Origin of the sequence: Pseudomonas sp. Y5-11, from assembly GCF_022368695.1 — a bacterium.
Lineage (GTDB): Bacteria > Pseudomonadota > Gammaproteobacteria > Pseudomonadales > Pseudomonadaceae > Aquipseudomonas > Aquipseudomonas parakoreensis.
Map to the genome: position 1 here is coordinate 5,530,923 of NZ_CP058974.1, position 13,766 is coordinate 5,544,688.

Genomic DNA, 13,766 nt, shown 5'->3' on the forward strand with positions numbered 1-13,766 from the left:
CTTTCACAGTGCTGTTTGGGTATGGCGCAAGGTTACTGACCTGCCCCTGTACCTGCCCTGAACACTCTCTGAACCTGCGCTGAATCAAATCGACTAGGCTGTTCTGACCACTTTCGATAAGGAGACCGACCATGCGCCTGTTCCTCGCCCTCGCCTTGCTCGCCGCCAGCAGTCTGGCCAACGCCGCGATCAAGACTCAGGAGATTCCCTACCAGAGTGCCGACGGCACCCGACTGATCGGTTATTACGCTTACGACGACGCGATCAAGGGCAAACGCCCGGGCGTGGTGGTGGTGCATGAATGGTGGGGCCTGAACGACTACGCCAAACGCCGCGCCCGCGACCTCGCCGAACTGGGCTACAGCGCCTTGGCAATCGACATGTATGGCGAGGGCAAGAACACCGAGCACCCGAAAGATGCGATGGCGTTCATGCAGGCCGCGACCCAGGATGCCGCTGCGTCCAGCAAGCGCTTCGAGGCCGGGTTGAATCTGCTGAAAAAGCAGCCGCAGACCGACGTCAATAAAATCGCCGCCATTGGCTACTGCTTCGGCGGTGGCGTGGTGCTCAATGCGGCGCGTCAGGGCGAGCCGCTGGCGGGCGTGGTGAGTTTCCACGGTGCGCTGGCGACCACCACCCCGGCGACGCCCGGCAGTGTGAAGGCGAAAATTCTGGTCGAACACGGCGCGCTGGACAGCATGGTCACTGCCGACAACGTCACTGCGTTCAAATCTGAAATGGACAAGGCCGGCGCCGACTACAGATTCGTCAGCCTCGACGGCGCCAAGCACGGTTTCACCAATCCGGATGCCGATCGCTTGAGCCACGGCGATCACGGTGGCCCGGATATCGGCTACAACAAAGCGGCCGATGAAAAATCCTGGGCGGACATGAAGGCGTTCTTCCAGAAAATCTTCAGCTGACCCACTTCGCCCCCTGTAGGAGCTGCCGAAGGCTGCGATCTTTTGATCTTGCTTCTTAAGATCAAGAACAAAAGATCGCAGCCTTCGGCAGCTCCTACAGGGTCAGCGACGCCTGATACAGGTTTTGGCTCTACCCAGCATCCGCGCCAACCGGCAAAATGCTCGTCATGAATTCCAGCCCGCCCCTCCCCGCCTGCTGCACCCCGCTCGACGCCCATTGGCCGTTGCCCAACGTGTTGCCCGACACTGTCCTGCTCAGCACCCGTTTCGATCCGAAGCAACTGCTCGGCGATGACTTCCAGCGCAGCGCCATCGAGCCGCCGCCGAGCATTCAGCGCTCGGTGGCCAAACGGCAGGCCGAGTTTCTCGCCGGGCGGATTTGTGCCCGGGCTGCGCTGCAGCAACTGGAAGGCTCAAATGTGATTCCGGCGATTGGCGAAGACCGGGCGCCGGTGTGGCCGGCGCACATCTGCGGCTCGATCACCCACAGCACCGGACACGCGGCGGCGATTGTCGCCAACAAGCGGCACTGGCGCGGCTTGGGCATGGACCTGGAAAACCTGCTCGAGACCGAGCGTGCCGAACGCCTGGCCGGGGAGATCCTCACGCCAACGGAATTGCAGCGCATGGCCGCCGGCTCGCGAGAGCAACTGGGGTTGTGGGTGACCCTGACGTTTTCGGTGAAAGAGAGCCTGTTCAAGGCGCTGTACCCGATTGTGCAGAAGCGCTTTTATTTCGAGCACGCCGAGGTGCTGGAGTGGACGGAGCAGGGTCAGGTTCGCTTGCGCTTGCTGACCGATCTTTCAGGTGAATGGCGTCATGGCACCGAGCTGGACGCGCAGTTCGGGGTGCAGGATGGGCAGTTGTTGAGTCTGGTCAGCATTCCTGCCTGAAGATTTTTCAGCGCCGGTAAGTCCCCATCACTGGCAAGCCAGCTTCCACAGGTTTCAGGGGTGTATCCAAAACGTGTGCTGCCCCCGGACAATGTGGGAGCTGGCTTGCCAGCGATTGCGGCCGGCAAAACCAGCACAAAATTCAGCGGCGTTCCTGATTCCTCGGCCAGCTCAGACTGAAACAGGCCCCACCCAGACTCTTGCTCTTGTTGATCAGCGCCCGGCCGTCATGCCAGTGAATGATCCGCCGCACAATCGACAGACCCAGCCCATGCCCGCCCGACGCCCGTGTGCGGCTGTCATCCAGACGCAGGAACGGCGTGAAGATGCGCTCCCACGCTGACTCCGGCACACCCGGCCCGTCATCCTCGACATCCACCCGGCAGCGCAACTGTCCAACCTGATAACTCACCGTGACGCTCGAGTGCGCATGGCGCATCGCGTTGCTCACCAGGTTCTGCAACGCGCGGTGCAGGAAGCGCGGCTCGGCCTCGACCCAGGCGCCGTCATTATCGGCAGCGGACAGGCACAACCCGCGTTGTACAGTGACCTCGGCACGTAACGGCGCCAGTTCTTCGATGACTTGATTGACCAGCGCATCGAGGTCGATGCGTTGAAAGGTCAGCGCGGGTGACCCCTGCTCCAGCCGCGCGTAGGTGAGCATTTCGTCCACCAGCTTATCGAGATCCTCGATGTCGTGATCCATGCCCTCGCGGTACTTTTCCAGCGCCTGCGGGGTGGTGGCCGAGCCGATCATCTCCAGCCCGAACCGCAGACGCGCCACGGGAGTACGCAACTCATGGGACACTGCGCGCACCAGTTCGCGCTGGATCGCCAGCAACTGCTGCAAGTGCTCGGCCATGCCATTGAACGCTGCCGCCAGCCGCCCCACCGAGTCAGCGCCACGAGCCGGCACTCGGGTTTCCAGACTGCCCTTGGCGATGCGCGTGGCTGCGGCTTCGAGACCGCGCAGACGTCGTTCGAGCTGGCGCACCAACAGATAAACGATCAGCCCGATCAGGCTCAGGCCGAGGGCCGCAATCAGCACCAGCCATTGCGGCGGATACGGATTCATCTGATACAGCGGGCCGATCTCCAGCACCCACGGCGTGCCGACCATGCCGGCAAACACCCGGATCGAGTCCCCGCCCTTGCCCAGCGCCATCACCGTATCGCCCTCGGACACACGGCGGCTCTGGTCTTCGTCCATGTCGGCCTCGTTGACCGTGACCAGGCGCAAATCAAAACCGAAACCTTTCTCCTCCTTTAACTGCGCCAGCCGCTTGGGCTGTTCGCCAACTGGCACACGCACCAGTTCATCGGCCAGCAGGTAAATAGTCGCACGGGCCAGTTGTTCGCTGATCTGCTGGACATCGCCGGTCAGCAGCAACTGTTCCTTGTCGCTGACCAGTCGATAGACCCGCGCCGCATGCGGACCGGTCTGCTCCACAAGTGCCTGACCGCGCTGCACCCGGGCGCGCTGAGAGAGGTCCAGATCGGTCTCGGAAAACTTCTTCAGCGCCAGCGGAATCCCCAGCAGGCGCTCCCAGACCAACAATGCCCGGTGGCGCTCGGTTGCGTTCATCGGTTGCAGGTTGTCGGCCATCAGCGAGAACGTGCCGTGGGCCAGGCGCTCGCGGTATTGCTCGCTGCGCACCTGATTGAGCAGGTGCAGTGCCAGCACCCCAAGCACCGCCACCAGAATCAGCGCCGCGCACATGCCGCCATAGATGCGCAGGAAGATCGAGTTCACAGCGCCAGGTCCACGCAGGCTTCTGGAACGAACAGATAGCCTTTGCTGCGGATGGTCTTGATCAGGCGCGGATGATCGGGGTCATCGCCGATTTTCGGGCGGATGCGCGAAATGCGCACATCGATCGAGCGGTCCTGACCGTCATAGCCGATGCCACGCAGCGCAGTGAAAATCTCTTCGCGAGAGAGGATTCGTCCGGCATTCGACACCAGCAGCCAGAGCAGGTCGAATTCGGCGCTGGTCAGTTCGATGCCGCTGTCACTGAGCCAGGCTTCGCGCAAGGCGTTGTCCACCACCAGCGGGCCGAATTGCAGGCGGCGGCTTTTTTCCGCGACCGGCTCGGCGCTGTCACTGCGCCGCAGCAAAGCCTGAATCCGTGCCAGCAACAGCCGTGGGCGCACCGGTTTGCACACGTAATCGTCAGCACCGAGGTCGAGGCCCTGGATCTGGTCGGCATCGTCGGTGCGCGCGGTGAGCATCAGGATCGGCCCGTCGTAACGGTCGCGGACCTTGCGGCAAATGCTCAAGCCGTCTTCACCGGGCAGCATCAGGTCGAGGATCACCAGGTCCGGCTGTTCCTTGATGATCCGCGCCGCCGCCAGCGCACCGTTGCCTTCGATCTCCACGCGCAATCCATTGGCTTGCAGGTATTCGCGGGTGAGTTCGGCCAGTCGCTGGTCGTCCTCGACTATCAATACCTGCCAGGCTTCTTGCTCCACCGGTGACCTCTGCTTTCTATTGTTATTAATAAGGCAGAAACACACTGCCCCCTGCGGCTGCTCCTACACAGGCGTGCGGTTGTCCGCAGATTCCGACGCTCCCGTCTTTTTGTCATCTTTTGGGAGCATAAGAATGGGTAAACCCCGCCCGATTGTATAAACGGCGTACCGGCAGAACACAAGTCGGCAAATGCGTTCGGACAAGGCGGTTTTTTGTGATAGGGTTCGCGCCCTTAAAAATCCGCTGAAGCGTTTTTCCCGCGTGAAAAACAGTGACAAACGGTCTGGCTCAGCAGGTTCGCGGCCTACACGGGAATTCCTGGTTTCTTACACAATTTACGCACAGGTTTATCCACAGCTAGCACGTTGCAAGCCCTCTCGAAACGCATTATCTTGTAGCACGGCGCGAGGAGAGACCCTACATATAGGGTTTTCCGCTCAGGCGACCAACCACATTTCGGGCCTGAAACTCAAGCGCTTTATTGCCAGTTTCCGGTTGAACCAAGCAAGTTTTTCAAAGCCCAAACCGCACTTGCGGATGGCGCCGTTTTTCAGGTCGGAAACGACCGGAACGGTACGGGTGTTGCAGTCATTACTGTCATCCGGGAAGGAATCCGGCTCGAGCCCTGGCTCGCAGCCAAAAACTTCGGCAAGGATGCGGCGTCATTAGCCTTTTTCCTACTGATCCGAAGTTGTTATGCCCGACGCCCGTCGGTTGTAGTGCTTCGGACCAGAACGGTGAGCACCATGATGGTGCCCAAACAAACATAGAGAATGTGGAGATCACCCCCCATGCAAACCGACACAACTCGCGAGAACCCGCAGGGCACCTTGCCGCAGGCCGCCGATTCGAATTCGGATCTGGCCGCCACCGCGCCTGGTCAACTGCGCGTGATCAAGCGTAATGGCACTGTCGTTCCTTACACCGATGACAAGATCACCGTCGCTATCACCAAAGCGTTTCTCGCAGTTGAGGGCGGCACCGCTGCCGCTTCGTCGCGAATCCACGACACCGTTGCCCGCCTGACCGAACAAGTCACCGCGACCTTCAAGCGTCGCATGCCGTCGGGCGGCACCATCCACATCGAAGAAATCCAGGACCAGGTCGAACTGGCCCTGATGCGTGCCGGCGAGCAGAAAGTCGCGCGCGACTACGTGATCTACCGTGACGCCCGCTCGAAAGAACGCGCAGCCCATACCCCGGTCGAAGCCGCAGTCGACGCGCACCCGTCGATCCGCATCACCCGCGCCGACGGCAGCCTCGCGCCGCTGGACATGGGCCGCCTGAACACCATCGTCACCGAAGCCTGCGAAGGCCTGGCTGAAGTCGATGGCGACCTGATCCAGCGCGAAACCCTGAAAAACCTGTACGACGGCGTGGCCCTGAACGACGTCAACACCGCACTGGTGATGACCGCGCGTACCCTGGTTGAACGTGAGCCGAACTACTCGTTCGTCACCGCCCGCCTGCTGATGGACACCCTGCGTGCCGAAGGCCTGGGCTTCCTCGGCGTGGCCGAGAGCGCCACTCACCACGAAATGGCCGACCTGTACGCCAAGGCACTGCCGGCTTACATCGCCAAAGGTATCGAGTTCGAACTGCTGAACCCTGTGCTGGCCTCCTTCGACCTGGAAAAACTGGGCAAGGCGATCAACCACGAGCGCGACCAGCAATTCACCTACCTGGGCCTGCAGACCCTGTACGACCGTTACTTCATCCACAAGGATGGCGTGCGTTTCGAACTGCCGCAGATCTTCTTCATGCGCGTGGCCATGGGCCTGGCGATCGAAGAGAAGCAGAAAGAAGACCGCGCGATCGAGTTCTACAACCTGCTGTCGTCCTTCGACTACATGGCTTCGACCCCGACCCTGTTCAACGCCGGTACCCTGCGTCCACAGCTGTCGAGCTGCTACCTGACCACCGTTCCGGACGACCTGTCGGGCATCTACCACGCGATCCACGACAACGCCATGCTGTCGAAATTCGCTGGTGGCCTGGGCAACGACTGGACGCCGGTGCGTGCACTGGGTTCGTACATCAAGGGCACCAACGGCAAGTCGCAAGGCGTGGTTCCGTTCCTCAAAGTAGTGAACGACACCGCCGTAGCCGTTAACCAGGGTGGCAAGCGCAAAGGCGCTGTGTGTGCCTACCTGGAAACCTGGCACATGGACATCGAAGAGTTCATCGAACTGCGCAAGAACACCGGTGATGACCGTCGTCGTACCCACGACATGAACACCGCCAACTGGATCCCTGACCTGTTCATGAAGCGCGTCTTCGATGACGGCAAGTGGACCCTGTTCTCGCCTTCCGAAGTACCGGATCTGCACGACCTGACCGGTAAAGCCTTCGAAGAGCGCTACGAGTACTACGAAGCCCTGACCGAGTACCCGGGCAAGGTCAAGCTGTTCAAGACCATCCAGGCCAAAGACCTGTGGCGCAAAATGCTCTCCATGCTGTTCGAAACCGGCCACCCGTGGCTGACCTTCAAAGACCCGTGCAACCTGCGTAGCCCGCAGCAGCACGTCGGCGTGGTTCACAGCTCGAACCTGTGCACCGAGATCACCTTGAACACCAACAAGGACGAGATCGCCGTTTGCAACCTGGGCTCGATCAACCTGCCGAACCACATCGTCGACGGCAAGCTGGACACCGCCAAGCTGCAACGCACCGTGAACACCGCCGTGCGCATGCTCGACAACGTGATCGACATCAACTATTACTCGGTGCCGCAAGCGAAGAACTCTAACTTCCGCCACCGTCCGGTCGGTCTGGGCATCATGGGCTTCCAGGACGCGCTGTACCTGCAGCACATCCCTTACGGTTCCGACGCGGCCGTCGAGTTCGCCGACAAGTCGATGGAAGCGGTCAGCTACTACGCGATCCAGGCGTCCTGCGACCTGGCCGACGAGCGTGGCGCGTACGAGACCTTCAACGGTTCGCTGTGGTCCAAAGGCATCCTGCCGCTGGACTCGCAACAGATCCTGATCGAACAACGCGGCCAGAAGTACATCGACGTTGACCTGAACGAAACCCTGGACTGGGCACCGGTTCGCGCCCGTGTACAGAAAGGCATCCGTAACTCCAACATCATGGCCATCGCACCGACCGCAACCATCGCCAACATCACCGGCGTATCGCAGTCGATCGAACCGACCTACCAGAACCTGTATGTGAAATCGAACCTGTCGGGCGAATTCACCGTGATCAACCCGTACCTGGTTCGCGACCTCAAGGCTCGCGGTCTGTGGGACTCGGTCATGATCAACGACCTGAAGTACTACGACGGTTCGGTGCAGCAGATCGAGCGCATCCCGCAAGAACTCAAAGAGCTCTACGCGACCGCGTTCGAAGTGGACACCAAGTGGATCGTTGACGCCGCCAGCCGTCGTCAGAAGTGGATCGACCAGGCCCAGTCGCTGAACCTGTACATCGCCGGCGCCTCGGGCAAGAAGCTCGACGTGACCTACCGCATGGCCTGGTACCGTGGTCTGAAAACCACCTACTACCTCCGTGCCCTGGCCGCGACCAGCACCGAGAAGTCGACCATCAACACCGGCAAGCTGAACGCTGTTTCCAGCGGCGGCAACCACGGCGACGATTCGGTTCTGGCCGCTCCGGCAGGTCCGGCGCCAGTGCCAAAGGCTTGCGCGATCGACGAGCCGGATTGCGAAGCTTGCCAATAAGCTGAGCCCGGGTCAGGCGTCGCGAGACGCCTGATTCCTCCAGGCAAAAGAAAACCCCCGACAGACTTCTGGTTTGTCGGGGGTTTTCTTTTGTCTGCCATTTACCTGTAGGAGCTGTCGAGTGCAACGAGGCTGCGATCTTTTGATCTTTAGTGCCGCTGCCACAGATCAAAAGATCGCAGCCTTCGGCAGCTCCTACATGAGCCTGGGTGCGTTCAGTCAGAGATTGGTCGGCTGTCAGGCCGCCATCGCCAGCAGGCTGACTCCCACAGCCAAGCGCTCGCTTTTCCGCCATCCAACACGATGAGCGTTAGCTCGAGTACCGCTTTTGATCTGAGGGCCCGTCGGCAGGCTGAGTGGAGGGATTCATCCGGGGGTGGGAGCGCAGCGACCGTTTGGCAAAGCCAAACACATCGAGAGGAGGTGCAGCGAAGCAAACCGTAGGCGATGCCCCCCGGATGAATACCGTAGCGAAGGAACCCGAGCCACGGCGAGGGCCGAACGCTGGGACCAAGCGTTTTGGTTACTTTTGGGCGTCTGCAAAAGTGACTCGCCGTAAGGGCGAAACCCTAAGTAGCCGTTACCGCAGCAACGGATAAGCCCACAAAACAATAGCCCACAAAAAAGCCCCTCAAAAAGAGGGGCTCCCTTGCACAATCAGAAACCGCAATCAGGTCATCTGAATGATGGTCTGCATGATGGTGCTCTGGGTGGAGATAGTCTTGGCGTTCGCCTGATAGTTGCTCTGGCCCTTGATCAGATCCACCAGCTCGTTGGTCAGGTTAACGTTGGACTCTTCCAGCGAGTTGGACACCACCTCACCCAAGGTACCGGTTTTCGGCGCGTCGTAACCCGGGATACCCGAGGCGAACGTCTCTTTCCAGCTGGTGCCGCCGACAGGCTGCAGGCCTTGCTCGTTGGTGAAGCTGGCCAGCGCAACCTGGCCGATGGCCTTGCTCTGGTTGTTGCTGAAGTTGGCGAACAGCGTACCGGTGCCGTCGATGGTCAGGTTGGTGATCTGGCCAGTGGCGTAACCATCCTGAGTCGGGATCGAACGAGCGGTATCTGCGTTGTACTGGGTGGTCTGCGCCATCGAAATGGTGATACCGGCCGGGTTCGCCGAAGCGCCGTTAGGCGTGAACGTCCCGTTAACCACAGTACCCGGCACCCAGCCAGTGAGCTTCAGGTCACTGCTGATCACAGGACCTGGCAGAGTGCTGACCTGGGTCAGCTTGCCAGCGGAGTCAAACGTCATGGTAGAAGGTGTCGGCGCGGTGACCTTCGGATCGCTGCCAGTAGCGTCCGGGTTACGACCGTCTACCAGGGTGTAGACCTTCCAGGTGTTCTGGCCAGTCTTCACCACGTACTGATCCATGACGTGCGAGTTGCCCTGGGAATCATAGATCGGCGTACTGAACTGCTTGGTGTAAGTCTCAAGTTTTGACGGATCGAACTTGCCGGCCGCCACTGTGTCGTCGATCACCGGTGCCGACGAATTCAGGTTGATGGTCGAGGTCACCAGCGAGGTGGACTTCGGCGCCAGGTTGGAAGTATCGATTTTCAGGTCGGTCAACACACCGTTGATGATCTTGCCGTTGGCATCCACACCGTAACCTTGCAGACGCGAGGTGTAATCGGTGTTGGTGATGTAACCGGCGTTGTCGACTTTGAACGTACCGGCACGGGTATAGGAAATCGAGCCGTTGTTGCTCATGGTGAAGAAGCCGGAACCGTTGATGCCCATGTCCAGCACGTTACCGGTGTTGTTGATGTCACCCTGGGTGAACTGCTGGGACACGTTGGCCAGACGCACGCCGTTGCCGATGACCTTGCTGCCGCTACCCAGGCGAGTGGCCGAGTAGACGTCTTCGAATTCTGCACGGGACGATTTGAAACCGGCAGTCGCGACGTTGGCGATGTTGTTGCCGGTCACGTCCAGTTGTTTGTTGGCTGCATAGAGACCGCTAAGGCCGATATTGAAAGACATATTCCACTCCTTTGTGCCGGTTGGTCGGCTCTATATACCAATGGTTTGTACTTTGGACAGGGCGACGGTGCCCTTGCCGGACAGGTTGAGCATCAGCTCGCCACCGGTCTGGCTGATGGTCACGCTGTTGACCGTGGCTGGCAGGTAGGTCGCCATATCGGTCGAGGTGCCATTGATCGAGGCGTTGGCCTTGACGGTGTAGGTACCGGTCTTCACCAGGTTGCCGTCCTTGTCCTTGCCGTCCCAGGTGAAGCTCGCGCTGCCTGCGGCGCGACTGCCCAGATCGAGGGTGCGAACCACCGTGCCGCTGCTGTCGGTAATGCTCACGGTACCACCGGCAATCGACGACGGAACGCTGACCGAACCGGTCATGCCTTTGCTTGGGTCGTCCAGTTGAACGGTGTTGGTCTGCACGATCACGTTGCGGCCCACCAGCGACGACGCCTGCAAGGCTTGCGAGGAGTTGTAGTTGCCGGCCAGCGAACTGACGGTGCTGTTGAGGGTGGTGATGCCCTCAAGGCTGCTGAACTGCGCCAGCTGCGCAACGAAGGCGCTGTTGTCCTGCGGATCAAGCGGGTTCTGGTTTTTCAGCTGGGTGACCAGCAGTTGCAGGAACGCATCCTTGCCCAGGGCCTGGCCGCCGGTGGTGCTGTTGGTGGCCGAGGCAATGCCATCGCCGGTCGTACTGCTCGTTTTCTTCGAGGAGTTCGACAGGATGTCATTCATGCTCAGGCTGCTGGTGGTATCGGAAACACTCATGGCCGTCGCCCCTTATTACTGACCGAGGGTCAGTACCTTCTGCATCATGGTTTTGGCGGTGTTCATCATTTCGGCGTTGGTCTGGAACGACCGGCTCGCGGAAATCATGTCAGCCATTTCTTCCACCACGTTGACGTTCGGGTAGTAGACGTAGCCCTTGGCGTCAGCGGCCGGATGGTTCGGCTCGTAGCGTGCTTCGAGGTTGCTCTGGTCTTCGACCACGCCGAGCACTTGCACGCCCTGCCCTGCGGCATCCTGGCTCTGGAACAGCGAGTTGCTGCCGCTGTTCTGGCCGCCCTGAAACATGGTGGCGAACACCGGGTGACGGGCGCGGTAGGTCTGGTCGATGCTCGACGAAACGGTTTCGGCGTTGGCGATGTTCGACGCCACGGTGTTCAGACGCGTGGTTTGTGCGCTCATGCCGCTGCCGGCAATGTTGAAAACGCTGGACAGGGACATGGATTACTCTCCGCGCAGGGCCGATACCAGCCCTTTGAATTTGCTGTTGAGCAGGGTGAAGCTGGCCTGGAAGCCCACGGCGTTTTCCGCGTAGTTGGACTGTTCCAGCTGAGCATCCACGGTGTTCTGGTCGATCGAAGGCTGCATCGGCGTGCGATACATCAGCGACTCGTCGCCATTGCCCAGGCCTTCAGCTTCGATGTGACGGCTGTTGGTCATGTTCAGGGCGATGGTGCCGTTGGCGTTTTTCTGGCTCTGTGCTTCGAGCACTTTGGAGAAGTCCAGATCCCGAGCCTTGTAGTTCGGGGTATCGGCGTTGGCGATGTTGTTGGCCAGCACTTCAGCGCGCTGGGCACGGAAACCCAATGCCTTTTCGTGAATGCCGAGCGCTTTATCGAAGCTGATGCTCATGTCGGGAACCTTCGGGTGAGCGGTTTTTCGTACCTGAGCTTTAGCAAGCGCCGTGCCAAACACAAAAACCCGCGTAAATCGGGGCTTTGCGGGGAATCGGCAAAGCGGCAATGCCAGAAAAGCGGCAACCGGTTTCCGCTGCCTGCCGCTTTTCTGCCGCTTCGTCCTGTTAATACCTCTCCCTGTAGGAGCTGCCGAAGGCTGCGATCTTTTGATCTTGATCGTTCAAAACAGGATCAAAAGATCGCAGCCTTCGGCAACTCCTGCATGGAACAAAGCATCAGGCATAAAAAAGGGAGCCCTTGGGGCTCCCGATTTTGTATGCCTGATGCTTTGTTTCACTTCGCCTGGTAAATGATCCCCGGACTGCACTGAACCATCTGGTAATGATCCGGCAAACCGTTCAGCGCTTCGGACGCGCCAAGGAACAGATAGCCGCCCGGCTTCAGCGTGCTGTGAATGCGCAACAGGATGTCTTTCTTCACCTCGGCGGAGAAGTAGATCAGCACGTTGCGGCAGAACACGATGTCGAACTTGCCCAGACTGGCGTAGCTGTCGAGCAGGTTGAACGAGCGGAATTCCACCCGGTTCTTGATCGGCGCCTTGATCACCCAGCGCCCCGGCCCTTTCGGGTCGAAGTAGCGTTGCAAGCGATCGGCGGACAAACCGCGGCCGATGGCCAGGCTGTCGTACTCGCCGGTCTTGCAGTTGGTCAGCATGCTGCCGGACAGGTCGGTGGCAACGATCTGTACGCCCATCTTCAACTGACCAAGGTTGCTGCGCTCGAACTCGTCGATCGACATCGACAGCGAATACGGTTCCTGACCCGACGAGCAGGCCGCCGACCAGATCCGCAGACGCTGGTTGGGGCTGGCCTTGATCGCCTCGGGCAGCACCTTGTTCTTCAAGACTTCAAACGGATAGGTGTCGCGAAACCACAAGGTTTCGTTGGTCGTCATGGCATCGACCACCTGCTCGCGCAAACCGCTGCGCGGCTGGGTCTGGATGCGCTGTACCAGCTCACCCAGGGACTTGATGCCTTGCTGCTCCATCAGTTTGTTGAGACGGCTCGAGACCAGGTACTGCTTGTTTTCACCGAGCAAAATGCCACAGGCTTTTTCCAGGAAGACCCGGAACTGTTCGAAATCCAAATTACCCGTAGACAATGATGCCGCCTCTTAAATCGTGTTGACCGCCAGGGGCAGAAGGCCCCTAGCTGATATCTGCTGCTTTGATCCGGTCGACTACCCGGGATGCCAGGTCATCAGGACGGAATTTGGCCAGGAAGTCATCGGCACCGACTTTCTTGACCATCGCCTGATTGAATACTCCCGACAACGAAGTATGCAGGATGATATGAAGCTTTTGCATGCGTGGATCGCTGCGGATCTCCGCCGTCAGGGTGTACCCGTCCATCTCCGGCATCTCGATGTCGGAAATCATCATCAGGAACTCTTCTTCCGGCTTCTTGCCCTCATCGACCAGCTTGCGCAGGTAGTCCAGCGCCTGCTTGCCATCGTTCAGCGCCACCACTTCGACCCCGACCGTCTGCAGGCAGCGCGTGACCTGCTTGCGCGCCACCGACGAGTCATCGACCGTCAGCACCCGCAGCGACAACGCCTTGCTCTGGGTCTCGACATCGACCACGCCGACCGAAATCGCTTCCGGCGTCGGCGCGACTTCCGCCAGCACCTTCTCGACATCGATGATTTCGACTAACTGATTGTCGACTCGAGTCACAGCGGTCAGGTAATGATCGCGCCCCGTGCCCTTGGGTGGCGGATGGATCTCTTCCCAGTTCATGTTGACGATGCGCTCCACCGAGCGAACCAGGAAACCCTGGGTCTTGGTGTTGTACTCCGTGATGATCACGAACGGACTGTTCTTGTCTTTCAACGCCCCGGAACCGGTCGCCATTGCCAGATCAAGGATCGGAATGGTCGCCCCCCGGATATTCGCCACCCCGCACACGACAGGACTGGACTTGGGCATCAACGTCAGCGACGGGCATTGCAGCACTTCCCGCACCTTGAACACGTTGATGCCGTAGAGCTGCTGACCGTCGAGACGGAACAACAACAGCTCCAGGCGATTCTGCCCTACCAGTTGCGTGCGCTGGTTCACCGAATCCATTACACCAGCCATGCCCAGACTCCTACACCAACGCCAAGTGTT

The 13,766-nt window shown here is 59.8% G+C and carries 11 protein-coding genes; 3 read left to right on the forward strand and 8 right to left on the reverse strand.

Annotated elements, in window-relative coordinates; translation table 11 throughout:
* Window positions 1–131: 131 nt before the first annotated feature.
* Window positions 132–923, forward strand: a complete 792-nt coding sequence (locus HXW87_RS24845; RefSeq protein WP_239777910.1) for a dienelactone hydrolase family protein — start codon at window positions 132–134, stop codon at window positions 921–923.
* A 167-nt stretch (window positions 924–1,090) separates the two neighbouring features.
* Window positions 1,091–1,816, forward strand: a complete 726-nt coding sequence (locus tag HXW87_RS24850) for a 4'-phosphopantetheinyl transferase (RefSeq protein WP_121186716.1) — start codon at window positions 1,091–1,093, stop codon at window positions 1,814–1,816.
* Window positions 1,817–1,958: 142 nt separating this feature from the next.
* Here the strand turns inward: HXW87_RS24850 and HXW87_RS24855 are convergent, their stop codons facing one another.
* Both HXW87_RS24855 and HXW87_RS24860 read right to left on the reverse strand, forming a co-directional pair.
* Entirely contained in the window at window positions 1,959–3,569 is a 1,611-nt protein-coding gene (locus HXW87_RS24855) for an ATP-binding protein (protein WP_121186718.1), read from the reverse strand.
* A complete protein-coding gene (locus tag HXW87_RS24860; RefSeq protein WP_127652323.1) occupies window positions 3,566–4,288 on the reverse strand; it encodes a response regulator in 723 nt (240 codons plus the stop codon). The genes HXW87_RS24855 and HXW87_RS24860 overlap by 4 nt, the downstream gene beginning before the upstream one ends.
* Before the next feature lie 792 nt (window positions 4,289–5,080).
* On the opposite strand from HXW87_RS24860, the gene HXW87_RS24865 reads away from it, so the two are divergent.
* On the forward strand, window positions 5,081–7,975 hold the full coding sequence (locus HXW87_RS24865; protein WP_041067575.1) for a ribonucleoside-diphosphate reductase subunit alpha: 2,895 nt from the start codon (window positions 5,081–5,083) through the stop codon (window positions 7,973–7,975).
* A 670-nt stretch (window positions 7,976–8,645) separates the two neighbouring features.
* On the opposite strand, the gene flgE is transcribed toward HXW87_RS24865, so the two are convergent.
* The 6 genes from flgE to HXW87_RS24895 all read right to left on the reverse strand — a co-directional run bounded on the left by flgE (window position 8,646) and on the right by HXW87_RS24895 (window position 13,736).
* Window positions 8,646–9,962: a flagellar hook protein FlgE gene (gene flgE / locus HXW87_RS24870; protein WP_041075033.1), complete on the reverse strand. Its 1,317-nt coding sequence runs from the start codon at window positions 9,960–9,962 to the stop codon at window positions 8,646–8,648.
* 30 nt (window positions 9,963–9,992) lie between these two features.
* The gene (flgD, locus tag HXW87_RS24875) at window positions 9,993–10,721 is read right to left on the reverse strand and encodes a flagellar hook assembly protein FlgD (protein WP_047295813.1); all 729 of its coding nucleotides are present in this window, start codon (window positions 10,719–10,721) and stop codon (window positions 9,993–9,995) included.
* Between the two features lie 15 nt (window positions 10,722–10,736).
* Window positions 10,737–11,180 carry a flagellar basal body rod protein FlgC gene (gene flgC, locus HXW87_RS24880; RefSeq protein ID WP_003227217.1) on the reverse strand — a complete coding sequence of 148 codons (444 nt, stop codon included), beginning with the start codon at window positions 11,178–11,180 and terminating at the stop codon, window positions 10,737–10,739.
* Window positions 11,181–11,183: 3 nt separating this feature from the next.
* A complete protein-coding gene (gene flgB / locus HXW87_RS24885) occupies window positions 11,184–11,591 on the reverse strand; it encodes a flagellar basal body rod protein FlgB (RefSeq protein ID WP_025112931.1) in 408 nt (135 codons plus the stop codon).
* Window positions 11,592–11,929: 338 nt separating this feature from the next.
* Window positions 11,930–12,757, reverse strand: coding sequence for a protein-glutamate O-methyltransferase CheR (gene cheR, locus HXW87_RS24890; protein WP_007963053.1), 828 nt, complete (start codon window positions 12,755–12,757; stop codon window positions 11,930–11,932).
* 46 nt (window positions 12,758–12,803) lie between these two features.
* A complete protein-coding gene (locus HXW87_RS24895) occupies window positions 12,804–13,736 on the reverse strand; it encodes a chemotaxis protein CheV (RefSeq protein WP_041074300.1) in 933 nt (310 codons plus the stop codon).
* Between the last annotated feature and the right edge of the window lie 30 nt (window positions 13,737–13,766).

What these genes read in the sequence shown, in the direction of transcription:
- HXW87_RS24845 (WP_239777910.1), top strand. Translation starts at nt 132, where the DNA reads ATGCGCCTGTTCCTCGCCCTCGCCTTGCTCGCCGCCAGCAGTCTGGCC.
- HXW87_RS24850 (WP_121186716.1), top strand. Translation starts at nt 1,091, where the DNA reads ATGAATTCCAGCCCGCCCCTCCCCGCCTGCTGCACCCCGCTCGACGCC.
- HXW87_RS24865 (WP_041067575.1), top strand. Translation starts at nt 5,081, where the DNA reads ATGCAAACCGACACAACTCGCGAGAACCCGCAGGGCACCTTGCCGCAG.
- flgE (WP_041075033.1), bottom strand. Translation starts at nt 9,962, where the DNA reads ATGTCTTTCAATATCGGCCTTAGCGGTCTCTATGCAGCCAACAAACAA.
- flgD (WP_047295813.1), bottom strand. Translation starts at nt 10,721, where the DNA reads ATGAGTGTTTCCGATACCACCAGCAGCCTGAGCATGAATGACATCCTG.
- flgC (WP_003227217.1), bottom strand. Translation starts at nt 11,180, where the DNA reads ATGTCCCTGTCCAGCGTTTTCAACATTGCCGGCAGCGGCATGAGCGCA.
- flgB (WP_025112931.1), bottom strand. Translation starts at nt 11,591, where the DNA reads ATGAGCATCAGCTTCGATAAAGCGCTCGGCATTCACGAAAAGGCATTG.
- HXW87_RS24895 (WP_041074300.1), bottom strand. Translation starts at nt 13,736, where the DNA reads ATGGCTGGTGTAATGGATTCGGTGAACCAGCGCACGCAACTGGTAGGG.